The following is a 24,832-nucleotide window of genomic DNA, read 5'->3' as shown; positions in this document are numbered from 1 at the left end:
TGTCGTTCCACGTGAAACATAGATTATCTTCCCATATAAATCAGTAAGACTGAAATGTCACTTGGCGATACGCCACTGATCCTGGACGCCTGTGAAATCGTAACCGGTCGTATTTTGGCGAGTTTTTGCTTTGCCTCGGTAGACATCGATTTAATTTTATTGTAATCAAAGTCAGCGGGAATGGCAAGGTCTTCCAGTTTCGTGAGCTTATCAGCATTGTTCCGTTCCTTGTCAATATAACCGGAATACTTCACCTGGATTTCTGCCTGTTCCAGCACTTCCCTATCCAGTTCATTTTGCGAAAGGTATTCCTTCACCTTTTCAAACTGCATGACGTCTTCAAGATTAATTTGGGGTCTCGAAAAAATCTTAAACATTTTATCTGATTGATTCACCAAAGCGCTTTCCTTGGCTTCAAGAATCGGGTTTACTTCAGCGACAGACACACTGGTTTCCCTGAAAAATGCGACGAGTTTATCGGATTCGCGCTGCTTGAACTCCATTCGCCTCATTCTTTCTGCGGAAGCGAGCCCGATTTCAAATGACTTTGGCGTCAGCCTGAAGTCGGCATTGTCCTGCCGCAGCAACGTACGGTACTCTGCCCTTGAGGTAAACATCCTGTAAGGCTCCTCCGTACCTTTGGTAATAAGGTCATCAATTAAAACCCCGATGTAGGCTTCATCGCGCTTCAGGATTAGAGGCGCCTGCTCTTTAATTTTCAGGTGTGCATTGATTCCGGCCATCAATCCCTGGGATGCGGCCTCTTCGTAGCCCGTCGTGCCATTGATCTGCCCGGCGAAATACAAGCCGTCTACTAGCTTGGTCTCCAGCGTATGTTTGAGTTGTGTAGGCGGAAAATAGTCGTATTCGATGGCGTATCCGGGCCTGAAGAACTTCACCTTTTCAAACCCGGCGACACTGCGCAATGCTTTAAACTGAACCTCTTCGGGCAGCGAAGTGGAAAACCCGTTTACATAGACTTCCACCGTATTCCATCCTTCGGGTTCAACAAAAAGCTGGTGCCGCTCTTTATCAGCAAACCGGTTGATTTTATCTTCTATGGACGGACAATACCGCGGCCCGATGCTTTTGATACGGCCGTTAAACATGGGCGAGCGATCAAAACCCTCGCGTAATATGTCGTGCACAAGCTCGGAAGTATACGTCATGTAACATGACTTTTGGTGTTTCAGCGGTTGCGTCGCGTCTGAATAGGAAAACTTGTCGGGACGATCGTCTCCTTTTTCCTCATTCATTTTGGTGTAGTCCAACGACCTGCCGTCAACCCTTGGAGGCGTCCCGGTTTTCATTCGTCCCGCTTCAAACCCGGCCTTAACGAGATCTTCAGTAATACCAAACGCCGCACTCTCGCCTGCCCTGCCACCGCCAAATTGCTTCTCCCCAATGTGTATCAAACCATTTAAAAATGTGCCGTTGGTCAACACTACTGCTTTCGACCTAATCTCGACACCCAATGAGGTCCGGATGCCTTTTACCTTTCCCTTTTCAATAATCAACCCTTTTACCATCTCCTGGTAAAAATCCAGATTAGGGGTTTGCTCCAGCATCAGGCGCCATTCTTCAGCGAATCGCATCCTGTCGCTCTGAACTCGAGGCGACCACATCGCAGGTCCTTTAGACTTGTTGAGCATCTTAAACTGTATCGCAGTCTTGTCTGAAACAATCCCTGAATACCCGCCCAACGCATCGATTTCCCTAACAATCTGCCCTTTTGCAATTCCGCCCATTGCCGGATTGCACGACATTTGGGCGATGTTTTGGAGACTCATCGTTACCAAAAGGGTTTTCGAACCCAGGTTAGCGGCAGCAGCGGCAGCCTCAGAACCGGCATGTCCCGCACCCACAACAATCACATCATATTCATCTTCAAACATGCTCATATTTGTATTGTTCCACGTGAAACATTTGAATAACTAGGAAAAACTACAGTTCCACGTGGAACATTTTCATTTTCTCGTCTTCCTTTTCACGCATTAAAACTTCGTCTTTGTTGGTTTTGTCCTTGTAGCCACAGAAATGCAGTATACCATGAGCCATGACCCGCCTGAGCTCGTCATCAAACGACACACTGAAGTCCGCCGCATTGTCGCGTACCCTCTCAACGGAAATAAAAATATCGCCATGGATCTCGTTGCCTAATGAATAATCAAAACTGATAATATCCGTCAAGGTATCGTGCTGCAGGTACTGCATGTTGATATTATGAAGGTAATCGTCATCACAGAAAATGTAATTGATGTCGCCCCCTTTCTTGTTTTCAGACGTGACCACCGCACTAACCCATGACCTGTATCGGTCTTCGTTATCGAGCTTAAAGTCGGTCTCGTAGTTAAACTCAATCATCTTTCCTAAAATATTCCTGAACCTTCTGGTTAAAATTGGAGCGCAAAGGTAAGCTTTGTCTGTTTAAAATCTCCACACTATTCAAATATTGTTGCAATGCCGGATTTAACGCATTGGTCTGGTTGTTAAACTCCTTTTTGTTCGTTTGGGATTGCCGCTTCTTTTCTTCACCCTGCTCCTGTATGGCTTTGTCGAGCTTCAGAAGCTCCTGCTTCACGTTCAGGATTTTTTGAAGGACTTCGTTCTTAAACCCCTTATTCAAAAGCTGCTTCTCGATATCTTTCATCTGATCTAAGGTCTTCTGTCCCGCACCATTCATGCCATTCTTCTCGAGTTCCTTTTGCAACGCATCCCGCAATTGACGTTGCTCCTTGTAGATGTCCATAATGGCTTTGGCATTTCCCTCGCCGCCTTCACCTTCTCCGTCTGCATCGCTCTTACCGTCCTTACCGCTTTGGCCTGGCTTTCCTGTCTGGCCCGGCTTGCCTTTATCGCCGGGCTTTTGCCCAGGTTTATCGCCTGGTTTTTCTCCCGGTTTGTCACCGGGCTTTTCTCCTGGTTTATCGCCGGGTTTATCGCCGGGCTTGTCACCGGGCTTCATGCCTTCTTTCATCTTTTCGCCGAGCTGCCCCTGTTTCATGATGATGTCAGGAAGCTGCATGCCTTCTCCCTGTCCCGGTTTTGGCTTACCCATGCCCATCCCTGACATCGACATCTGCATGCCGTTGAGTATATCACTCAGCATATCAGCCAGCTTGTTCGAGGACGTAACCGCATACTGCTGGTGCGATACACCTTTGGCAATCATGCCCTCTACAAGCGTCTCTAACGAACGGTCCATATTGTAGTGCACGTTACCGATTTCCTTTGTAATCTCCTCACCGATTTTGGGATTGCGCAACGACATCGCAAAAAGGCTGTCGTCAACATGTCGGAACTGTTGCTTGAGGTCCTGTTGTGCCTTCAGACTCTTGTTAAATGATGGAGAGGTGCGTTTAAGGTCTTTGAACTGCTTCAATAAGTCCTCCTCTGAGAATGAAAACGCCAGCAAATTATCGAGAATCTGCCGAAGCATCTTGACGTCTTCATCTATTTGCTCCTGTTCGCCACTTTGCATGCTGTCGCTCATCTTGGCGCTCATTTCGCGCATCTTCTTTGAAGCGCTTTTCTGCTTCGGTTTGGCCTTCGACTTATTGTTTTTCTTCAACTCCTCTGAAGCGTTCTTTAAATCCTGGTCGATATCTTCCTGTTTCTGCCCGTCGGTTGGGATGTCCATTGGCGATTTAAGGTCCTTATTTTCCTTCTCCAAATCTTTCAGGTCCTCTTGAATCTTGTCAAATTCCTCATTGATTTCCTTTTGCTTCTCAGCATTATTCTCATCCTCCTTGTTGGCCAGTTGATCCTGCTTTTCAGCCAATTTTTCCAAACGGTCAGCCAGTTGCTCCGCCTTCTTCTGCACGTAGTAACGTTTGGTGAGTTCTACAAGCTGCTGGAGGTTTTTGGTCTGGTTTTTGGAACTTTGCTTGAGTTTGTCCATTTTCTCCATCAGGTCCTCCTGTTGGATTTTATCATTGAGTTCCTTGAGTTCGTCTAGCAACTTTTGGGTTTCTTCAGACACTTTCTCGACCTTCTCCATCTTTTCCAACAGTTCCTTTTTCTGTTCGTCTTTCGGATCCGACTTGAATTTTTCAAGGTTGTCCTTCATCTTTTCCGAAAAGCGTTTCATTATCTCATCCTGTTCCCGTTGCTTTCTGATGAAATCATTCACCTTCTGCTGGTCCTTAAAATCGAGATTATCCTTTTCCTTTGCCATTTTCTGGAGCTTCTCAAGTTCACTAAGCTGCTTGTCTTGGCTTTTCAGGGACTTTTCCATACCGTTGATATTGTTGTTCTGGTCCTGGAATATCTGGTCCTGCTTTTCCTCTTCAGTCGCAATCCTGTCAGAAAATACCGAAGATTTAGTACTCTTGTAGTGATGAATGGCATCGTTGTCGAAAACTTCGAAGTAATACTCATAGGAAACACCCTCATCCACGGGCAGCGTTCCGGGGAAACTGAAAACGAACTGGTCGAAAACGTCGCGCTTCACACTTAAACCCGCCTTGCGTCCATTTTTAGGATTATTCTTCGGATAGTAAACAATCTGTAATCTGGAAATCCCGTAGTCATCAGAAACCTGGCCGATAACCACATTTTTAGCCACATTAAGGCTATCCGGGGCGTTGCCCGCGCTGATGGTAGGAAATTGGTCTTTTACGACAGAAATCTGATAATTCAGCTTTTCATAATGCTTCACTTTCGCATTCGACGTCAAAATCTGATAGTCGACGTTTTGCATGATGCCCTTAGACAAACTAAAATTATTTTCATTGGCCGCGAAGGGCACCGTCGTTGTCATATCGGACCATTCCACTTTGCCCGTAGCCAGCGCCGATACTTTCCAGGTTACACGCGTGCCTTCGGGTACGATCGCATTACCGGTTCCCTGTACGGTTTCCGATTTCTTACGCAGGTAGGACGGAAAATCAAGGACCATCCGGAAGTTGGCGATCGTTGGCACCGCCACCACGCCAAGCTTGTAGTCGAGTGAAGCGATATCGTTAGCCTCCACGTGAAACGCAACATCCTTCGACGGCTTTTCAAATCGGTACTGAAAAACTCCGGGAGAAACATTTTCCATAGAATATGATTCATCACCGATAAAAATCATCGTGTTTTCAGGTACAACCCTGCCTTCCGTCCTGATCTTCAGGATGAAATCGTTGCCCTGTTCGGTTTGCAAATTCTTGTTGAGGAGCTTAAATTCAAACGGCGCGGGCGGTAAGTACTGCTGCTTGAAATGCACTACGCGATCGAGGCTTTGCGAAATCATCCTGCTATTGCCTGAAATGTAGAAAAAGGCGAAAAACAATATCGGAAGAATCGCCAATGGCAGGTACTTCCTGTTCTTCCGGAAGTTGACCGCATTTGTAAACGGAACGGGCTGCAACGTACCGGCCTTCTGTTCAATCGACGCAAGCAGCAGCTCTGATTTGTTGTTATCGTGCGCCAGTTGCAGAAAATTGGTCAGTTTGTCATCTACCTCTGAGAAATGATTGCCGATAATCTTCGAGGCCTCGGCGTACCCGATCCCTTTCTGTATCTTGAATAATTTCGAAATCGGGAACAGGATATAACGGAACAGCAAAAACGTCTCAACAGCAATAAACAGCCAGAAAAGCGCCGTTCGCCCGGTAGGTTTGAGCCAAAGGAAGTACTCAACAAACAACGTAAACAAAAGGTATATTAAGCCAAGGCCGGTAAAGAAAATCACGCCACGCAGCAATTCGTTCGTATAATATTTTCTGATAAAAGCCTCTAACTTCTCGTAAATGAGCGATGTGGTTTCCAATTTGTCTGCGATTTTATTTGTAACCGATAAAAGTAGTAATTATGGCGTTAGCGAAATGTTAAAAAACAAAGCCGGCGTTCAGGAGTTCCTTGCCCGCTTTTTCTTTTTACGAACCGCTGTACCCTGAACCCTGAACGTTTTCATATCTTTGCAAAAATTCCAAAAAAATGTCCAAGCCAATCCGTGTGCGTTTCGCACCAAGCCCTACAGGTCCGCTGCATATCGGCGGTGTCAGAACTGCGCTTTTCAATTATCTCTTTGCCAAAAAACATGGCGGTGTTTTCTATTTACGTGTTGAAGATACAGACCAGAACCGATTTGTTCCGGGCGCCGAAGAATACATCATGGAAGCGTTGGAATGGCTTGGGATTGCCCCTTCGGAAACCGTTGGAAAGAATGAGAAATTCGGGCCCTACCGCCAGAGTGAGCGAAAAGATTTGTACAAACAATATGCCGACCAGCTTGTAGATTCGGGTTGGGCGTACTACGCATTTGATACCGCTGAAGCCCTGGATGCGCATCGTAAGCAGCATGAAGCGGAAGGAAAGACCTTCATTTACAACCACCACAACCGTGAAAAACTCGATACTTCGTTAGTCATCCCAAAAGATGAAACCGAAAAAAGGATTGCTGCCGGAGAAGATTTCGTCATCCGTTTCAAAACGCCGGTGGATGAAACCCTGCATTTACATGACATCATCCGTGGCGACATTAAATTCGAAACAAACTTACTCGACGACAAAGTGTTGTTCAAAAGTGACGGCATGCCGACGTACCACCTGGCCAATATCGTCGATGATCACCTGATGGAAACTTCACATGTGATCCGCGGCGAGGAATGGCTCCCGTCAATGCCTTTGCACGTGTTGCTGTATCGCGCATTCGGTTGGGAAGCGCCCGGGTTTGCGCATTTGCCATTGATCTTAAAACCCATCGGAAACGGAAAATTATCCAAACGCGACGGCGATAAAATGGGTTTCCCGGTATTTCCTCTGGAGTGGAAATCTGAGGAAGGCATTTCCTCAGGCTATCGCGAAAAAGGATTTTTCCCTGAAGCGGTGATCAATTTCCTCGCGCTTTTAGGATGGAACGATGGTACGGACAAAGAATTATTTTCCCTGGAAGAACTCGCTGAAAGTTTTGATTTGAACCGCGTACACAAAGCCGGTGCCAAATTCGATCCCGAGAAAAACAAATGGTTCAACCACCAGTACCTGATCAAACAGGACGACGACACTTTGGCGAAAGCCTTTGCCCCTATCGTCTACGAAAAAGGAATTGCGACAGATTATGGTACTTTGGTTAAAATCGTGTCTGTGATTAAGGAACGGGCGCATTTCGTTTCTGAATTCTGGGATTTGGCTGATTATTTTTTCGTTGCGCCAACCTCGTACGATGAAAAAGCATCAAAAAACTGGAGAGAGGAAACGCCTGAATTGATGAAACAATTGATGTCCGTTCTGGAAAAAATGGAAGGATTCCATTCCAAAAACATCGAGGATATCGTAAAAGACTGGATGGCCAAAAATGAAATCGGTATGGGCAAGATCATGCAGCCGTTCCGTTTAAGCCTCGTCGGTGCGTTGAAAGGGCCGCATTTATTCGACATCGCTGAATTGATTGGTAAGGAAGAAACCATCAAAAGGATTCAAAAAGCCATCGACACCTTATAAAAAAAGCTCCTGATACGGAGCTTTTCTGTTACAGGTAAAATACCAGGTTCGCATTGAGCACCCCCGGATGCGCGCTGATGTGGCTTCCATGGTTTTTATTGACCCTTTCAAACGTATTGAGCACGCCATATTGGTAAGATACATTCGCCCGGAACTTTAAAAAGCCCGCTGTCAGGCCAACCACGGGTGATACATTGAATTTAGAAATGTCACGCAGCTGCTCAACGGTCAGCGGCGTTCCAACGACAAGGTCTTCTTTTTGCTGTCTGTCGTAATCCATTTTACCCTGGAAATGAAATGCCGGACCTATTTCTACGCTGAAGTGCCGCGGTACGATCTTGTAGCTGAACTGCAGCGTCACCTGCCCGCCCGACATCGTATAATCCGCTTCCCGGGGAATCCCGATCGCATTGGTCGACGCGACCGAAAAATGGTATTCGCTGAACTGCATCGCATACACCATATCCCAGTTGTTGTAAAAATTCCCGCGTACTGACAGCCCTGCGTTCCAACCGGTGCCGCCTTTTGTCTGCAATCCGTCGGAAACCATTGTCATCTGATTGATGCCTCCGGTAATCCCGATCATGTTTGAATCCTCGTAATCGTATTGTGCTGTGGCCGTGAATGATATTACCGTGGCGCACAGCAGGATGATGTTTTTCATAAGTGTAGATTTTTAAGGCAAACGTAGGATTATTTGCGGGAATTGCTGAACAACACAAAAAATTAATTTGTAACATTTAAATCATCGGACCGTATAAACACCATTAACCTTAAATCCAAAAACAATGACATTTGAAATTTCGTTTGCTATTATCGGTTTTATCGGTCTGTTTATTTTCTTTTCCTCCTTTTTTACGGTCAAGCAGCAAAGCGCTGTAGTGGTAGAGCGTTTCGGGAAATTCCTGAGTGTCCGTAACTCCGGTTTGCAGATTAAGATTCCGGTTTTCGACCGGATTGCGGGCCGCGTGAACCTCAAAATCCAGCAACTGGACGTGATCATTGAAACCAAGACGCAAGATAACGTGTTCATCAAGATGAAAGTGTCAGTGCAGTTCAAGGTGATTCAGGACAAGGTTTACGACGCATTTTATAAATTGGAGTATCCGCACGACCAGATTACGGCTTATGTGTTTGACGTGGTGCGTGCCGAAGTGCCTAAACTCAAGCTCGACGATGTTTTTGAAAGGAAAGACGACATCGCGATTGCAGTAAAGCGTGAATTAAACGATGCCATGATGACTTATGGTTATGACATTATCAATACTTTGGTTACTGATATTGATCCTGATATTCAGGTCAAAAATGCCATGAACCGCATCAATGCTGCCGATCGTGAGAAAACCGCTGCCGAGTTTGAAGCGGAAAGTTCGCGCATCCGGATTGTGGCCAAAGCCAAGGCCGAAGCTGAGAGCAAGCGTTTGCAGGGACAGGGTATCGCTGACCAAAGGCGTGAGATTGCCCGAGGTCTTGTAGAAAGTGTCGAGGTTTTGAACAACGTAGGCATCAATTCTCAGGAGGCTTCCGCGCTGATTGTTGTTACCCAACATTATGACACGCTTCAGGCGATTGGTGCAGATACAAATTCAAACCTGATCCTGCTGCCCAATTCGCCGCAGGCTGCCACAGACATGCTTAACAACATGGTCGCCTCATTTGCCGCCTCAAACCAGGTCGGTGAAATGATGAAACGCAAAACGCCGAAAATAGAAAAGAATACATCACGGTTCACTGACATGCCGGAGAATCCGGAGAACCCTGATATCACGGTATAAAAAAAGAGGCTTTAGGGCCTCTTTTTTTTATAGACGGAACAACTTCTTCAGTACAAACGAAAGCGCCATGCCCTTGATCGGGCCCGCAAGACCGCTTAACGCATTTACGGCAACAGAGGGCAAACTGCTTTTAATCATTTGCCCGGGCGACAGGCTGTCCTTGGTTTTACTGAAACTTTGCGCCAATTTTCGGAACTGGATCTCCTTTTCGAGTTGCAGGATTTCAAGGTCTCGGTCAATCTCTTCGTAAGAACTGTATCGTTTATTTTCCATCGCCTAATCGTTAAAAAAGAATTCAGAAAATTTCTCGAGGATCGGTCCTTCAACAATCTTATCCTTGATCCTGTACACAAAAAACCCGCAGATGGCATAAAATCCACCGATGATCAGGAACCCGTATGCAAAATTATCCAGCGCATAGCCGATGGCCAGGGCTCCTGCAACCGAAAAGAATAAAATCACGAGCACCAGCACCACACTCAAAAGGAAAATCTTCAACAGCATTGTCGTCGATTTCATAGCGACTTTGAAAAGCCACAATTTGTAATACGATACATTGCTTTCGAGGAATGCTTTCGCCTGTTCCTGCAAATCTTCAGCGTTCTCCCTGATATTGTCAAAAGCCATTATTTCCTGTTTTTGGTCGCTTCTGCCGTTTTCTTAAGTTCGGCGAGTTTATTCTCGAGCGTCACTATCACATCGTCAGTATGCTCATCGACGTTCGCAACCAGATCATCGAAACTCGATTCGAGATCAGCCTTGGTGGCGGCAAATTTGGATTTTACTTTTTCAGACAATTCACCAAACTTATTTTTAAGCTCGTCTTTCTTGTCATCAAATCCGTCCTTTATTTTTCCGCGTGTATTAGACCCTTTGTCGGGCGCAAATAGAATGCCGAGTGCGGCGCCTATCGCGGCTCCTGCCAAAATGGCGATAATGGTATTTCCCCTGTCGCTTGCCATGGTAATTGGATTTTTAAGATTAAACTTTTTAAAGTTAATGAATTTAACATTTTCCGATGTTAACACGCCGTTAAAAGTCGGATTTAAAAAACAGGGGTAGAAATAAGAACTAAAATCCAAAATGAAGCGTTCTTACGCATTTAATCCATTAGAATAAATAAGTACTTCAATTGAATTTTATTTTGCTTTAAATCGCTTGTATGTGAGTAGATTTTGATTGCTTCCGATAATTACGAATTAAATTACAATAGGATTTGTATATAATTGAGAAGCCCTTTAAATAAAGGGCTTCTTATATAAAAAATCGATAGTGCTGCCTAACGTGCTTTTTCAATTTCGGCTTGAAATTTTTCGGAATTTGAAAAATCTGCTTTTAAATTATCGATCGCCGCTTTTTTTACAAACACCGACTCGCTTCTTAAGGACATCGAATACAACTTTTCCAAAAGGTCAGCATCGACATCTGAAAATCTGATTTTGTCCGAATGTTTCAATATGAAATTCGAAAACAGCAACGAAGCTTTATTGTTGTTCACATTCTTACGGATCGAATTCTGAAGCAAACTGAAACTGCTTACTGATTTGATATTCTCAGCAATCATCTTTTCAATCGCCAGACGTTCGTCATCACCCTCCACTTTGAAATACTTATTGATTTCTTTCAATGAATTGTTGATGGCATTCTCTTCTTTTTTACCCTTTTCCTCCCAGGCATCTTTCAATCCTACAGTTTTATTGAAAACTGGTTTTTCCTCGGTAGAATCCTTGTCGACAGTGAAATACCCCAGTCTCTGGAACTGGAATTTCTCTTCATTTCTCGCCGATTTGAGGCTTGGTTCCAGATACCCCGTCACCACCTTCAATGAATCGGGATTGACGAATTCCAGAAAATCCTTCTCCTTATGCATATCAGGTGCCTCTTCGTTGAAAAGGCGGTCATACAGCCGCACTTCCGCCGGAATCGCGTGCGCTATCGAAACCCAGTGCAGCGTTCCTGAGACCTTTCTTTGGCTGGCTTCTGTCCCACTCCCGCTTAAGCTGTCGGTATCGTAAGTGGCATGAATTTCAGTAATATTCCCGTCACCATCCTTGACAACTGACTCGCCTTTGATGATGTATGCATTCTTGAGCCTGACTTCGCGCCCGATACTCAAACGGAAGAACTTAGCCGGCGCATCTTCCATGAAATCTTCCCTTTCAATATAAATTTCCCTTGAAAAAGGCACTTTACGGAAACCTGCCGTTTCGTCTTCCTGGTTGTTTTCGGCGTCAAGCCATTCCTCTTTTCCTTCCGGATAATTCGTAATCACGAGTTTCACCGGATCTAAAACCGCCATCACACGGGGTGCCGTTTTGTTCAAATCCTCACGGATACAAGCTTCCAAGCGCGACACATCAATCAGGTTATCACGCTTGGCAATCCCAATCACTTCGGCGAAATTGCGCAGCGATGCAGGCGTATAACCCCTTCTTCTTAAACCGGAAATCGTTGACATTCTTGGGTCATCCCAGCCTGCAACATGTTTGTCCTGAACGAGTTTCAACAATTTCCTTTTGCTGACAACGGTATGACTTAAATTTCTTCGCGCGAATTCCCTTTGCTTTGGCCTGACTTTGGTTTCATCATAAATCTGGTCTAAAAACCAATCATAGAGCTCGCGGTGCGGCAGGAATTCAAGCGTACAGAACGAATGCGAGATTTGTTCCAGATAATCGCTCTCGCCATGTGCCCAGTCGTACATTGGGTAAATACACCAGTTGTCGCCTGTACGGTGGTGGTGTTTGTGTAAGATTCGGTACATGATCGGGTCGCGCATCAGCATATTGGTCGATTTCATGTCGATCTTGGCACGAAGAATGTGCGTTCCTTCAGCGAATTCACCATTTTTCATTCTTTCGAACAAATCGAGGTTTTCTTCAACAGAACGGTTCCTGTACGGACTGTCGGTGCCTTCCGTAGAAGGAGTGCCCTTCTGCTCGGCCATCGCTTCCGAAGTCTGGCTGTCAACGTACGCCTTTCCCTTCCTGATAAAAACTACCGCCCAGTCGTACAATTGCTGGAAGTAATCAGAAGCATAACGTTCCTCAGCCCATTGGTAACCGAGCCATTGCACATCGCGCTTGATGGCATCTACAAACTCCTGCTCTTCCTTGGCCGGGTTGGTATCGTCAAAACGCAGGTTTACCGGCGCGTTGTAACTGAGGCCCAAACCGAAATTTAACGCAATGGAACTGGCGTGCCCAATATGCAGGTAACCATTCGGCTCAGGCGGAAAACGAAAGCGGAGCTTATCATCTCCGAGTCCGTTTTTCAGGTCATCTTCTATGATTTGTTCGATAAAATTCAGCGATTTCTCTTCGGTAGACATGTTGAAATAATTTGTTGCCAAAGATAGCAAAGAATCGTTTACAGTTTACGGTTTAAAGTCGGGCAAAACCTGTAACTTTACCCAAGGCGTTGCCGCCCGGCTGGGAGCGCAACAAAATTTAACCTTAAACGATGAACCTTTTATGGGAACGATAAAACTCAAAAATATTCGTACGCATTCTTTCCACGGCTGTCTTGAAGAGGAAAGCAAAATCGGGTCAGATTATATCGTAAATCTCGAAATCAAGACCGACTTAAGGAAATCTTCCGTTTCGGACGAGCTGTCAGATACGGTCGATTATGTGTTGCTGAACCGTATCGTAATGGAGGAAATGGCCGTACGCTCGAAACTCCTGGAACATGTGGCACACCGCATCATCAAAAGGATTTTCAGCGAAATCGCCGCTGTATCGCGCATTCTCGTGGCGGTGTCGAAAGTGAACCCACCGATCAACGGCGATGTGGAAATGGTGACGATTGAAGTGGAGGAATATCGGAATTAAGGCCATGTACATCTAGCAGCTTCTGGAAGCGTTTCCGAGGCACCAAACAGATTTGAAACGTAACTTTTAAAATGGTTTTTACAAAAAAAAACCTCCCGGTTTGGAAGGTTTTTCAGAGGCATCGAGCGGATTCGAACCGCTGTAGGAGCTTTTGCAGAGCCCAGCCTAGCCACTCGGCCACGACGCCATTATTTCTATGGAGCGCAAATGTAAATAAAAAGTTTAAATCAGCACAACTTTTTATGCATTTACTTCTTTTCATGAGGTCCGATAATATTTACCGCGTCCTTCACAAATTTCTGGTCGCTGGGAAACCAGCCCTGCAGCATGATGGAAATGCCGAAAATCACCAAAAGAATGCTCGTGACTTTCTTTATTTTTAAGATGTTAACAGGTGTCATTTTATTCTTAAGCTTTTTGGCGAGGAACATTTTTGCAATGTCCACTGCCAGATAGGTGCCTATTACCGAGGCGAAAAACAACGACATCCGGGAATAATCCAATTGTAGCGAGGGTCCGAAAGTGATAAAGATAAGAACCCAGAAACCCAACACGCCGACGTTGATGAAATTCAATAAAAAGCCTTTCAGATACAGGCTTCCGTAATTTTTTTTGATGATTTCAAGTTCGGGCTCCTCGGGCTCTATTTTTGCGTTCTTCCTGAGCTTCAAAAAGGAAATGATGCCATAGGTAACCATGATCAACCCTCCAAAAATAAACAAGGCCGGATCGTCCTTAATCCTGTTGATCAATCGGTAACTGCTGAAAAAAGCGATGGCAATGAATACGATATCGGCAGTAACGACACCCAGATCAAACACCATTGCGGCACGGAAACCCTTGGTAGCGGCCGTCTCGAGCAGCACAAAGAATACCGGGCCTATCATGAAACACAATAAAATGCCTAATGGAATGCCTAATAAAATGTCATGGATCATCCGTTTTTGGTGCTAAATTATTTTGTCCTGGGCTTGGAAACACAAATATAATTCAAAAAAATAAATCCCTGATCACTGTTTTGATTCGACGATATCGCCGCCGAGCATCGTATTCCTGTTGATCTGCTTCGGATGGCCGTAAATGGTGATCGTCCCCCCTGCCCTGACCTTTGCGTCTACCAGTTCCGATGCGTTCACGTCCGCTTCGCCGCCCGTGGTAATGGACACAGTGGTTTGAACGGTTTGCAGGTCCTGAGCTTCAAGGATTCCGCCTGTGCCGAGCGACGCTTCCTGGTTTTGTGCTTTCCCGCGGATCTTCACGATGCCCCCGGTAACCGATTTGATTTTGGCTTTTGCCACATCGAGTGCCAGGTTGATTTCGGCGCCTTCTTTGGCAGTAACCTCGAAAGCAGTTTGCCTGAAAGTGGCATCACTGCCGATGTACGCGCCTTCACTTGCATCTACGCTCTGGATTTTCGTAAAATACAATTTTGCCATAACGTCATCGCCTTCAAGCAGTTTACCGAATTTCATCCGAATTTTCAATAGCCCGTTTTTGTTGACGATTTCGACCTCTTCGCTGCGCTGTCCGCTGATCTCTATCCGATTTTCGGAAGATGGTACCAACTCCACGTTAATCCTGTCAAAGACTTTGACCTCATTGAAATCGCCAAGTGTCTTATCAATCTGCGCCGCGGCAATGTTGGCAAAAAATGCCATTAAGATGACCACTGATGTTTTCATACTCTTCATTTCTAAAAATTATTCGTTGCGCCTGATGAAGTGGAAATCAAGCTGCTTTTTGACCAAGTCCGCATTCTTTACCTTCACGAAAACTTCGTCTCCCAGTTGGAGCAGCCTCTTTGACACTTCCCCAACGAGGGCATACTGCTTTTCGTCAAACGTGTAATAGTCGTCCCGGATCTCACGGATGCGGCACATACCCTCACATTTGTTTTCAACGATTTCTACATAAATTCCCCACTCAGTCACACCGGATATTACACCCAGGAACTCCTGATCCTGATGGTCCTGCATATACTTGACCTGCATGTACTTGATGCTGTCCCGCTCAGCACTGGTAGCCAGGGATTCCATACTGGAGGCGTGCACGCATTTTTCCTCATACACTTCTGCGTCTACTGATTTACCGCCGTCGAGATAAAACTGGAGCAGCCGGTGAACCATCACATCAGGATAACGGCGTATGGGCGAGGTAAAGTGCGAGTAGTAATCGAATGCCAGACCATAATGCCCGATGTTATCCGTAGAATATTTGGCTTTGCTCATGCTTCGGATCGTAAGGGTATCGACCAGGTTCTGTTCCTTTTTACCGTTTACGTTAACCAGCAATTCATTGAGTGATTTTGAGATGTCCTTTTTCGATTTAAAATTGATGCTGTAACCGAATTTTGATATGATCCCCTGTAAGCCGATCAGCTTGTCTTCATTGGGCTCATCGTGGATACGGTAAACAAAAGTCTTGTTTTGTTTGCCTATAAACTCAGCCACCTTGCGGTTTGCCAGCAACATGAACTCTTCGATAAGGTGGTTTGAATCCTTGCTTTGCTTAAAATAAACGCCGATGGGTTCATCATTTTCATTCAGGTTGAATTTAACCTCCACCTTATCGAATGAGATTGCGCCGTCTGCCATCCTTTTGCTGCGCAGGATCTTAGCGAGTTCATCCAGTTTCAGGGTCGCTTCAGCAATGGCGTCCGGCACCCTGTACGCCTGGCCGGTCAATGAAATATCTGCCGGGATGGTCTTGTCCTTTGTTTCAATGATGTACTGCGCTTCTTCGTACGCAAACCGCTGGTCTGAATAAATAACCGTGCGTCCGAACCATTGATTGACGACCTGCGCTTTCTGGTTGATTTCAAAAATCGCTGAAAACGTATACTTTTCCTCATGCGGACGCAGCGAACACGCAAAATTCGACAGCACTTCGGGAAGCATTGGAACCACGCGGTCGACAAGGTATACTGACGTTCCGCGCTGGTAAGCCTCATCATCGAGGATCGTTCCTTCCTGCAGATAATAAGATACGTCGGCAATGTGGATTCCGATCTCATAATTGCCGTTGTCTAATTTTTTAAACGACAATGCATCGTCGAAATCTTTCGCATCTTTAGGATCAATCGTAAAGGTGAGCGTATCGCGCATGTCGCGGCGCCTGGCAATTTCCTCAGTGTGGATTTCAGTGTCAAGCTTTTGTGCAAACACTTCCACTTCTACAGGAAAATCGTATGGCAGTCCGTATTCGGCTAAAATGGCGTGGATTTCGGTGTCGTGCTCGCCTGGCTTTCCAAGGATTTTGATGATGGATCCAAACGGGCTGTCGGCTTTTTTCGGCCAATCCTCTATTCGGGCAATGACGACGTCTCCCTGTTCCGCATCGCCAATCTTATCTTTTGGGATGAAAATATCGGTATACATCTTCGCATTGGCGGTCGATACAAACGCAAAATTCTTCTGGATGTCGATCACCCCGACAAATTCCGTTTTCTTGCGTGAGACGACTTCAATCACTTCACCTTCAGGACGCTTCCCTTTACGACGGTTGTACACATATACTTTAACCGTATCGCCGTCAAGGGCGCGATTCAGGTTATTGGTCGGAATAAAGACATCTTCCGCAAACTCATCTTTACAAATAAAATAAGCCGTCTTGCGGCTGGTCATGTCGATAGTACCCTCGTAATAATCTTTACTGATGGCCTTTACAAGGTATTTCCCCGGCTCTGATTCAATGATTTTTTGCTGTGAGGCAAGGATTTTCAGGTCCTTGATAATTTCATTTCGGCTTTTGGTGTCGTCTACATCCAGGATGGCAGCAATCTGCTTATAGTTGAATCCTTTATTGGCGTGGGCTGCAAGGATTTTTAATATTTTTCCGGAGAAGTCTTTCTCTTTTTTTCCAAATTTTCTTGGCTTTTGACTCATATATATTTTCTTAAAAACGGAAAAATACGAATAAGAATCTACAACGCTTCCATACGCTTTAACATTTATAAAAAATATAACGCTTACGAATCGCCGAAGTTTTCAACAACAATTAAAAACATCAGAAAAAAAAGAATTGAAATTATAAATTTATGGTGGTTATTATTGCGTGTTAATAGCTGCAATAAATTTTCCGGCAATCCTATTGCGGAGCGGTTTACACTTCTTATAACAATTTACTAACATTATATTTACATTGCAACCGACTGTGGATTAGGAATTTTTTGCATTTAATTAACAGTTGTTGAAAAACTATAAAGCGTCAGGTTTGTTGCAAAATTAATCGTTCACAACTGTTGATAAACCACTATCGAGACATGGATAACTAATCAAAAAAAACTGCAAACATTTGTTGCGTGTGTCATTTCTGTTTTGGATTAGCAATTAAAGCGATACGGCCAAGAAAAACTTCTGAAATTCTGTTTTAAGTTGTAAACAAAATATGTTAATTTAAATCACCTTGACTATCAGTCGCTTGCATATTGTATTAACATCGGGATAATTTAACATTTCCGTACTAATATTTATATTAAACTTATAGGATGTCTTTCGCAATTGTTGGTATAAAAGTTTGTAACTAACTTTGTGCAACACAACTAAACTTCAAAAAATGAAAATCTCAATCGGAAACGACCACGCCGGCCCGGAATACAAAAAAGCCATACTCGAAATGCTTGAGTCGAAAGGTCATCACGTAACTAATCATGGTACAGATACCTCAGACAGTGTGGACTATCCCGACTTCGGGCATCCCGTCGCTGCAGATGTGGAAAGCGGGAAATCTGAATTCGGCATCGTTATCTGCGGCAGCGGAAACGGGATCAACATGACCGTCAACAAACACCAGGGCATCCGGGCAGCATTGTGCTGGACCAAGGAAATTTCGGCGCTGGCGCGCCAGCACAACAATGCGAACATCATCAGTATCCCGGCGCGTTTCACCTCGATTGCGCAGGCCGTCGAAATGGTAGATACTTTCCTGAACACGGCTTTTGAAGGCGGTCGTCATGCCAACCGTGTCGATAAGATAGCCTGCAGCTAGATGGCACACGATCACCACCACCACTCCCACAACGGCGACAAAAACCTGTCGGTTTCGATTGTGCTGAATATCGGGATTACGGTGGCACAGATTGTCGGAGGGATAATTTCAGGAAGTTTGTCCTTGATTTCGGATGCATTGCACAATTTCAGTGATGTCATTTCATTGTTTTTAAGCCTTGCTGCACACCGACTGGCCAAGCGCAAAGCCAGCGCGATGCGCACTTTCGGGTTCAAGCGTGCCGAACTACTGGCTGCGTTCATCAATGCCTCAACGCTGGTCATCGTGGCGTTTTACCTAATTTATGAATCGGTTGTCCGGTTTTCGGAACCAGTCGTGATTGAATCCGGGCTCGTGATCTGGATGTCATTGATCGGCATCTTATTCAACGGATTTTCAGCAGTCCTGATCCGCGAAGAAGCCAGGCAAAGCATCAATATGAAATCGGCTTACCTGCACCTTTTTACAGACATGATGGCATCCGTAGCCGTCCTGGCGGGTGGTTTGCTGATGAAATATTACCAGATATTCTGGGTTGACAGCGTGATCACCTTTGCCATTGCGGTGTACCTGATCATCATGGGTTTCGGTTTACTGAAATCATCCACAAAAATGCTGATGCTTTTCACGCCTGAGAACCTGAATATTGATGCGATAGCCGAAAGCGTGCATAAAGTTACCGGTGAAAATAAGCTTTATCACATCCACCTTTGGCATTTGAACGATAACGAACTGCATTTCGAGGCGCATCTTGACTGTACTCAGGACATGTCGGTGTCTCAGTTCAACGCGCTTGCCGATGAGATCGAGGAGCTGCTTCGCCATGAATTCAACATCACCCATTGCACGATCCAGCCGGAATTTGAAAAGGCCTGCCAGAAAGATTTCATTGTAGAGGAATAAATCCGCATAAATTCGGGCTTCAGGCACAAATGCCGTATAAATGTCACGTAAAAACCGTTACCAGCCGGTTGTCTCCGAGTATAATTTTGTATGAACTTTAATTACAAAAACATGGAAACCATTGGAGAGAGAATTTTAAAAGTCAGGAAACAAAAAGGAATGTCACAGGAACAGCTGGCCGATTTGTCAAAAATCAATTTGCGGACATTGCAACGCATTGAGAAAGGTGATAATGAGCCCCGCGGAAATACCTTAAGGCAAATTTGCGAAGTGCTCCAAATCAACATTGAAGAATTGGTCGATTACGGTAAAATCAATGACCGCAAGTATCTTATCTTCCTTCATTTATCAGTGATGACCGGAATTATCATCCCGTTGGGAAATATTATCCTTCCTGCTATTTTGTGGCTCAACAAGCGCGATAAAATTTTTAATGTAGATGTTCACGGAAAAAGGATCCTCAATTTCCAGATTTTGTTTACGATACTTGTCAATGTCTTCCTGGTTATTGCCGTTTACGGTAAGATTTCGCATGAATACCAAATCCCTTCATTTTTTTATATTTATTACCTGTTGATCCTGGTGGCGTTGCTTTACCCGATATTTATTGCGTCGAGAATCAATAAAGGGAATAATAGAAAATTTTACCCGAATCTGATTAGATTTGTGAAATAAGAATCAAAATTCATTTCATAAATGACCGCTGTCCAATTCATACAAAATCAGGTAAGTACCGCACCTAAAAACATTGAAAACACCTTAAAACTTTTAGCCGAAGACTGTACGATCCCTTTCATTTCGCGCTATCGGAAGGACCAGACCGGAAATTTGGATGAGGTCATCGTGGAGCAGATAGCGAAACTGAATGCGTTTTACCAGGCCATCATCAAACGAAAGGAAGCCATCCTGAAATCAGTGGAAGAACAAAACGCGCTGACACCGGAGTTCAGGCAGAAAATCGATCAGAGCTTTGACCTTCAGGAACTCGAGGATTTTTACCTTCCGTATAAAAAGAAGAAAAAAACCAGGGCAGACGTTGCCCGGGAAAATGGTCTTGAACCTTTAGCCAAAATCATTATGGCACAGGGAAATGATGATGTCGATTTTATTTCGACCCGTTTCCTGAACAAAAATGTCAAAAACGAAGACGAGGCTTTGCAGGGCGCACGTGATATTATCGCTGAATGGGTCAACGAAAATATTTACGTCCGAAAGCAGCTGCGCCGTTTGTACCAAAGAACCGCGTTGATCGAGACCAAGGTGTCAAAATCAAAAAAAGACGACGAGGCCGCACAGAAGTTCAGCCAGTATTTTGACTGGTCGGAAAGTCTCACGAAAGCCGCGCCACACCGGCTTCTGGCGATGCTGCGTGCGGAAAGCGAGGGATTTGTGAAACTTAAGATTGATACCGATCAGGACGAAGCGTTCAATCTGGTCAGCCAGATCATCATCAAAAAAAATAACGATACCACACCACATATCGAACTCGCGATTGAAGACAGTTTGAAACGACTGTTGGCGCCGGCGATTTCGAATGAGGCATTACAGGAAGCCAAAGCCAAAGCAGATGCCAATTCCATACAGGTTTTCGCAGCAAATTTGAGTCAGTTGCTGTTGGCACCGCCTTTGGGAGAAAAGCGAATCCTCGCGATTGATCCGGGTTACCGCAGCGGCTGTAAAATTGTCTGCCTTGATGAAAAAGGCGATTTGCTGTATAACGAAACGATTTATCCGCACGCACCCCAAAACGAGAGCGCAATTGCGATGAAGAAAGTAAAATCGATGGTCAATGCCTACAAAATTGAAGCCATTGCGATTGGAAACGGGACGGCTTCAAGAGAAACGGAATTTTTTGTCAAGAAAATCCCGTTCGACAAGCCGGTACAGGTTTTTGTGGTGAGTGAAGCCGGCGCCTCGGTGTATTCGGCTTCGAAGATTGCGAGAGAGGAATTTCCGTCGTATGATGTGACGGTCCGTGGCTCGGTTTCTATTGGAAGAAGATTGTCAGATCCATTGGCGGAATTGGTAAAAATTGACCCGAAAGCCATAGGCGTGGGCCAATACCAGCATGATGTCGATCAGGGAAAGCTGAAGGAGGAGCTCGATACTGTGGTCGTGCGCTGCGTGAATTCCGTCGGTATCAATATCAATACGGCGAGCAAGCATTTATTGTCGTATGTAAGCGGAATCGGGGAGAAGCTGGCGGAAAATATCGTGCAATACCGTTCTGAAAACGGGCCATTTGAAGACCGGAAACAATTGAAGAAAGTACCGCGTCTGGGAGACAAGGCTTTCCAGCAGGGTGCGGCTTTTATCCGGATTTCGAATGCCAAAAACCCGCTGGACAATTCGGCGGTGCATCCGGAAGCCTATCCGATTGTGGAGAAAATGGCCAGGGACCTGAAAATATCCGTAAATGAGCTGATTGCCAATAAGGAAAAAACAGCATTGATTGCGCCTGAAAAATATGTAACCCCTGAAATCGGTTTACTCGGATTGAAAGACATCATCCGTGAATTGGAAAAACCGGGACTGGACCCGCGGAAATCGGCCAAAGTTTTTGAATTTGACAACAATGTCAGGACAATTTCCGATTTAAAGAACGGCATGGTTTTGCCGGGGATTGTGAATAACATTACAAATTTCGGCTGTTTTGTTGATATTGGGATTAAGGAAAGCGGGTTGGTGCACATTTCTCAACTCAAACAGGGGTTTGTATCCGATGTGAATGACGTCGTGAAGCTGCATCAGCATGTACAGGTTAAGGTCACCGATGTGGATGAGGTCAGGAAACGCGTGCAGTTGACTATGGTGATATAAAAATAAAAATCCCGGCCTAAACCGGGATTTGATTAAATCTTTTCATCCTCCCTGCGCACCGCAGGGGCTTCTTCTTCACCTTTGGAGGCATTTTTGAATTCTTTGACGCCGCTTCCGAGGCCTCTCATGAGTTCCGGGATTTTCTTACCTCCGAAGAGCAACAACACGATCGCGAGAACCAGAATAACTTTCATGGGAGTGATTTCTCCAAGAAAAAAATATAGTGTATTCATAATAATTTATTATTTGTATAACCTAAAGATAGGCATTAATTTTTAAATCCAGCGGTTTCTTATGCCTTATCCTCTTCCTGCGGAGCAGGGGGGGTGTCAACGGCGAGCTCGGCGCAATCGGATCGGTGGATACCGGCCTGCTATCGGCAGACTTATCATCTTTGGCGGCATTTTTAAATTCCTTGACGCCGCTTCCCAGTCCACGCATCAGTTCCGGGATTTTCTTACCACCGAAAAGCAACAGGATGATTATAATAACAAAAATGATTTCGGGACCACCAAATTCACCCAGAAAAACAATCGAAGATATCATATGTAAGCAATTAATATAGGATAACAAAGGTATAAAAAATCTTTGGCCTACGGTAAAAGCGGGTTTTATTTGTGATTATTTTACCATATCGGCGCAGGCATAGGTGATGTTGACACAGATTCCGGATGTGGCTCCGATAAATTTTTATATTTGCAACACAAACACAGGCCAATGTCCAAAAAAAGACTCAAAAGACAGCGGATCAAAAACAAACTGTTTACCAAAAACAGGCTGGTAATCCTCAACGAGGACACCTTTGAGGAAATCTTCTCCCTGAGGCTTACGCTGATGAATGTCTTTGTGGTGGCGACGGTGGGCGCGGTACTGATTATTTTTGTAACCACTTACATCATCGCGTTTACGCCTTTGCGTGAGTACATTCCAGGCTATGCATCGTCCAAACTTAAAAAAGATGCGACCGAACTCGCGCTTAAATCCGACTCACTGACCAACGCGCTCAGGAAGAATGAGGCATACATTTCCTCCATCAGGAAAATCCTTACCGGCGATGTCGATTATGCCCGTCTCAATAAGGATTCAATTACGGCGGCAGAGACGGTCGACGTTTCCAAACTTGATATGGAGCCCGGGGGGGAAGACCTCAAATTGCGGAGGGAGGTCGCACAGGAAGACAAATACAATTTATTTGAACAGGCTTCGTCCAAGGCCGGCGCCGTGCTGTTCTCCCCGGTCAAGGGCATAGTAACCGAACCGTACAGCGTCAGGAACAGGCATTACGCGGTCGACATTGCGTTGGCGAAAAACACCCCGATCAAGTCGGTTGCATCGGGCTCAGTGATTTTTGCCGATTGGACGCCTACAAACGGTAATGTGATCCTATTGCGCCACAACGACGGACTGATCTCGGTTTACAAGCATTGTGAGTCGCTCACCGCCGAACAGGGCGACAAGGTAAAAACCGGCGAAGTCATCGCCATTGCAGGTTCGAGCGGCGAGCAGTCAACCGGAATTCACCTACATTTTGAATTGTGGAAAGACGGCTACCCGATTGATCCTTCACAGTTTATAGCATTTGAATAATATGGCATCCATCAAGGCAATCGCCGCAAAGATTTTCGCTGCACAGGTTTTCAGGAAAACGCAAAAATGGGCGCAAAATCCTGTCGTGTCACAACAGAAGGTCTTCGCATCGCTGATCTCAGACGCAAAAAATACCCGATTCGGGAAAGACCATCAATTTGGGCAGATTAAAACGCATCAGGACTTTGTAAAGAACGTCCCGATACGTGATTACGAAGAGCTCAGGCCGTATGTTGACGAAGTGGTCAATGGTGAACCGGATGTGCTTTGGCCCGGCAAGCCGCTGTATTTCGCCAAGACTTCCGGAACCACGTCGGGCGCAAAATACATTCCGCTGACCAGGGCGTCTATGCCGTTCCATATTCAGGCGGCACGGGATGCGATCCTGCATTACATCCATGAAACCGGAAATGCCGGGTTTGTAGACGGTAAAATGATCTTCCTGCAGGGCAGTCCGGAACTGGAAGAAAAAAACGGCGTGAGCTTGGGAAGATTGTCGGGGATTGTTGCGCATTATGTCCCTAAATACCTTCAGAAAAACAGGCTTCCGTCATGGGAAACCAACTGTATTGACGACTGGGAAACCAAGGTCGATGCCATCGTAGCAGAAACCCTGCGCGAAAACATGACCGTTATTTCCGGTATCCCGTCGTGGGTACAGATGTACTTTGAGAAACTGAACCAAAAAACAGGAAAGCCCGTCGGCGAACTGTTCCCAAATTTCAACCTGTTCATTTACGGCGGTGTCAATTTTGAACCGTACCGCGCCAGGTTTGAAAACCTGATTGGCAGGAAAGTCGACAGTATCGAGCTATTTCCGGCTTCGGAGGGATTTTTTGCCTACCAGGATTCCCAAAAGGAAAAAGGCATGTTGCTGTTGCTGGATGCCGGGATTTTCTATGAATTTGTAAAATCGGATGCATTTTTTACCGAAAATCCCAGGCGTTATACCATTGGCGAAGTGGAGTTGGGTGTGAATTACGTGCTGATTATCTCTACCAATGCGGGTCTTTGGGCCTATAATATCGGTGATACCGTACAGTTTACCTCTTTGAAGCCTTACCGTGTCGTAGTGTCGGGTCGCATCAAACATTACATTTCTGCGTTCGGGGAGCATGTAATCGGCAAAGAAGTGGAAAGCGCATTGCAGGAAGCCATGGAAAGTACCGAAATACGCGTCAATGAATTTACTGTAGCGCCACAAATCAATCCGATAAGCGGCTTACCCTATCATGAATGGTTCATTGAGTTTGAAAATGAACCGGCGGATATGGATGCTTTAGCCCAAAAAGTTGACAATGCCATGCGGAAGCAAAATACCTATTATGACGACCTGATTTCAGGAAATGTATTGCGAACGCTTGTCATTACCAAAGTGCCGAAAAATGGTTTTCAGGAATATATGAAGTCCATCGGGAAATTGGGCGGGCAGAATAAGATCCCGCGCCTGTCGAACGACCGGACGATTGCAGAGGCATTGGGAAATTTAAAAATTTAAAC

The 24,832-nt window shown here is 45.3% G+C and carries 21 protein-coding genes, 1 tRNA gene and 1 pseudogene; 9 read left to right on the top strand and 14 right to left on the bottom strand.

All coding sequences use genetic code 11. From position 1 onward, the window contains the following. Positions 1-23 precede the first annotated feature (23 nt). Genes mnmG through HYN48_RS03820 form a run of 3 tightly spaced genes read right to left on the bottom strand, consistent with a single transcriptional unit; the run spans position 24 to position 5,755 of the window. Entirely contained in the window at positions 24-1,895 is a 1,872-nt protein-coding gene (gene mnmG / locus HYN48_RS03830) for a tRNA uridine-5-carboxymethylaminomethyl(34) synthesis enzyme MnmG (protein WP_108373344.1), read from the bottom strand. A 49-nt stretch (positions 1,896-1,944) separates the two neighbouring features. Then, the gene (gene ybeY / locus HYN48_RS03825) at positions 1,945-2,364 is read right to left on the bottom strand and encodes an rRNA maturation RNase YbeY (RefSeq protein ID WP_108369871.1); all 420 of its coding nucleotides are present in this window, start codon (positions 2,362-2,364) and stop codon (positions 1,945-1,947) included. Beyond that, positions 2,357-5,755 (bottom strand): DUF4175 family protein, encoded by a 3,399-nt coding sequence (locus HYN48_RS03820; protein WP_108369870.1) that lies wholly within the window; start codon positions 5,753-5,755, stop codon positions 2,357-2,359. Before HYN48_RS03820 ends, ybeY begins: the two co-directional genes overlap by 8 nt. A 167-nt stretch (positions 5,756-5,922) precedes the next feature. Between HYN48_RS03820 and gltX the strand changes: the two genes are divergently transcribed. After that, positions 5,923-7,428, top strand: coding sequence for a glutamate--tRNA ligase (gene gltX / locus HYN48_RS03815; RefSeq protein ID WP_108369869.1), 1,506 nt, complete (start codon positions 5,923-5,925; stop codon positions 7,426-7,428). A 28-nt stretch (positions 7,429-7,456) separates the two neighbouring features. On the opposite strand, the gene HYN48_RS03810 is transcribed toward gltX, so the two are convergent. Then, a complete protein-coding gene (locus tag HYN48_RS03810; protein WP_108369868.1) occupies positions 7,457-8,092 on the bottom strand; it encodes an outer membrane beta-barrel protein in 636 nt (211 codons plus the stop codon). A 124-nt stretch (positions 8,093-8,216) separates the two neighbouring features. Here HYN48_RS03810 and HYN48_RS03805 point away from each other — a divergent pair, with 124 nt between their 5' ends. Continuing rightward, positions 8,217-9,203 carry an SPFH domain-containing protein gene (locus tag HYN48_RS03805; RefSeq protein ID WP_108369867.1) on the top strand — a complete coding sequence of 329 codons (987 nt, stop codon included), beginning with the start codon at positions 8,217-8,219 and terminating at the stop codon, positions 9,201-9,203. Positions 9,204-9,230: 27 nt separating this feature from the next. Here the strand turns inward: HYN48_RS03805 and HYN48_RS03800 are convergent, their stop codons facing one another. From HYN48_RS03800 to HYN48_RS03785, 4 genes are all read right to left on the bottom strand, one after another. Continuing rightward, a complete protein-coding gene (locus HYN48_RS03800; protein WP_108369866.1) occupies positions 9,231-9,476 on the bottom strand; it encodes a DUF6327 family protein in 246 nt (81 codons plus the stop codon). Between the two features lie 3 nt (positions 9,477-9,479). After that, the gene (locus HYN48_RS03795) at positions 9,480-9,830 is read right to left on the bottom strand and encodes a competence protein (protein WP_108369865.1); all 351 of its coding nucleotides are present in this window, start codon (positions 9,828-9,830) and stop codon (positions 9,480-9,482) included. Beyond that, a complete protein-coding gene (locus HYN48_RS03790) occupies positions 9,830-10,165 on the bottom strand; it encodes a YtxH domain-containing protein (protein ID WP_108373342.1) in 336 nt (111 codons plus the stop codon). The genes HYN48_RS03795 and HYN48_RS03790 overlap by 1 nt, the downstream gene beginning before the upstream one ends. 317 nt (positions 10,166-10,482) lie before the next feature. Next, entirely contained in the window at positions 10,483-12,534 is a 2,052-nt protein-coding gene (locus HYN48_RS03785) for a glutamine--tRNA ligase/YqeY domain fusion protein (RefSeq protein WP_108369864.1), read from the bottom strand. Positions 12,535-12,676: 142 nt separating this feature from the next. On the opposite strand from HYN48_RS03785, the gene folB reads away from it, so the two are divergent. Next, a complete protein-coding gene (folB, locus tag HYN48_RS03780; RefSeq protein ID WP_108369863.1) occupies positions 12,677-13,036 on the top strand; it encodes a dihydroneopterin aldolase in 360 nt (119 codons plus the stop codon). A gap of 116 nt (positions 13,037-13,152) precedes the next feature. On the opposite strand, the gene HYN48_RS03775 is transcribed toward folB, so the two are convergent. From HYN48_RS03775 to rnr, 4 genes are all read right to left on the bottom strand, one after another. Next, positions 13,153-13,223, bottom strand: a tRNA-Cys gene (locus tag HYN48_RS03775). A gap of 61 nt (positions 13,224-13,284) precedes the next feature. Next, complete coding sequence (locus HYN48_RS03770) at positions 13,285-13,974, bottom strand: LysE family translocator (protein ID WP_108369862.1); 690 nt, start codon at positions 13,972-13,974, stop codon at positions 13,285-13,287. A 72-nt stretch (positions 13,975-14,046) separates the two neighbouring features. Further along, positions 14,047-14,718 (bottom strand): head GIN domain-containing protein, encoded by a 672-nt coding sequence (locus tag HYN48_RS03765; protein ID WP_108369861.1) that lies wholly within the window; start codon positions 14,716-14,718, stop codon positions 14,047-14,049. 18 nt (positions 14,719-14,736) lie between these two features. Further along, positions 14,737-16,920: a ribonuclease R gene (rnr, locus tag HYN48_RS03760; RefSeq protein WP_108369860.1), complete on the bottom strand. Its 2,184-nt coding sequence runs from the start codon at positions 16,918-16,920 to the stop codon at positions 14,737-14,739. A 670-nt stretch (positions 16,921-17,590) separates the two neighbouring features. Between rnr and rpiB the strand changes: the two genes are divergently transcribed. From rpiB to HYN48_RS03740, 4 genes are all read left to right on the top strand, one after another. Continuing rightward, positions 17,591-18,022 (top strand): ribose 5-phosphate isomerase B, encoded by a 432-nt coding sequence (rpiB, locus tag HYN48_RS03755; protein WP_108369859.1) that lies wholly within the window; start codon positions 17,591-17,593, stop codon positions 18,020-18,022. Continuing rightward, a complete protein-coding gene (locus HYN48_RS03750) occupies positions 18,023-18,925 on the top strand; it encodes a cation diffusion facilitator family transporter (protein WP_108369858.1) in 903 nt (300 codons plus the stop codon). Between the two features lie 111 nt (positions 18,926-19,036). Continuing rightward, positions 19,037-19,600, top strand: coding sequence for a helix-turn-helix domain-containing protein (locus tag HYN48_RS03745; RefSeq protein ID WP_181248520.1), 564 nt, complete (start codon positions 19,037-19,039; stop codon positions 19,598-19,600). A gap of 21 nt (positions 19,601-19,621) precedes the next feature. Continuing rightward, positions 19,622-21,745 carry a Tex family protein gene (locus tag HYN48_RS03740; protein ID WP_108369856.1) on the top strand — a complete coding sequence of 708 codons (2,124 nt, stop codon included), beginning with the start codon at positions 19,622-19,624 and terminating at the stop codon, positions 21,743-21,745. 32 nt (positions 21,746-21,777) lie between these two features. On the opposite strand, the gene tatA is transcribed toward HYN48_RS03740, so the two are convergent. Together tatA and HYN48_RS15360 are read right to left on the bottom strand one after the other, a co-directional pair. Continuing rightward, positions 21,778-21,978: a twin-arginine translocase TatA/TatE family subunit gene (gene tatA / locus HYN48_RS03735; protein ID WP_108369855.1), complete on the bottom strand. Its 201-nt coding sequence runs from the start codon at positions 21,976-21,978 to the stop codon at positions 21,778-21,780. A 136-nt stretch (positions 21,979-22,114) separates the two neighbouring features. Continuing rightward, positions 22,115-22,291, bottom strand: a pseudogene (locus HYN48_RS15360) (Sec-independent protein translocase subunit TatA/TatB); the annotation flags it as partial. 171 nt (positions 22,292-22,462) lie between these two features. Here HYN48_RS15360 and HYN48_RS03725 point away from each other — a divergent pair. Together HYN48_RS03725 and HYN48_RS03720 are read left to right on the top strand one after the other, a co-directional pair. Beyond that, positions 22,463-23,332 carry a M23 family metallopeptidase gene (locus HYN48_RS03725; protein WP_108369853.1) on the top strand — a complete coding sequence of 290 codons (870 nt, stop codon included), beginning with the start codon at positions 22,463-22,465 and terminating at the stop codon, positions 23,330-23,332. 1 nt (position 23,333) lies between these two features. Continuing rightward, entirely contained in the window at positions 23,334-24,830 is a 1,497-nt protein-coding gene (locus tag HYN48_RS03720) for a GH3 auxin-responsive promoter family protein (RefSeq protein WP_108369852.1), read from the top strand. The last annotated feature ends 2 nt before the right edge of the window (positions 24,831-24,832 follow it).

Origin of the sequence: Flavobacterium magnum (assembly GCF_003055625.1) — a bacterium.
Classification (GTDB): domain Bacteria; phylum Bacteroidota; class Bacteroidia; order Flavobacteriales; family Flavobacteriaceae; genus Flavobacterium; species Flavobacterium magnum.
This window is presented reverse-complemented; position numbering and strand designations above follow the sequence as displayed.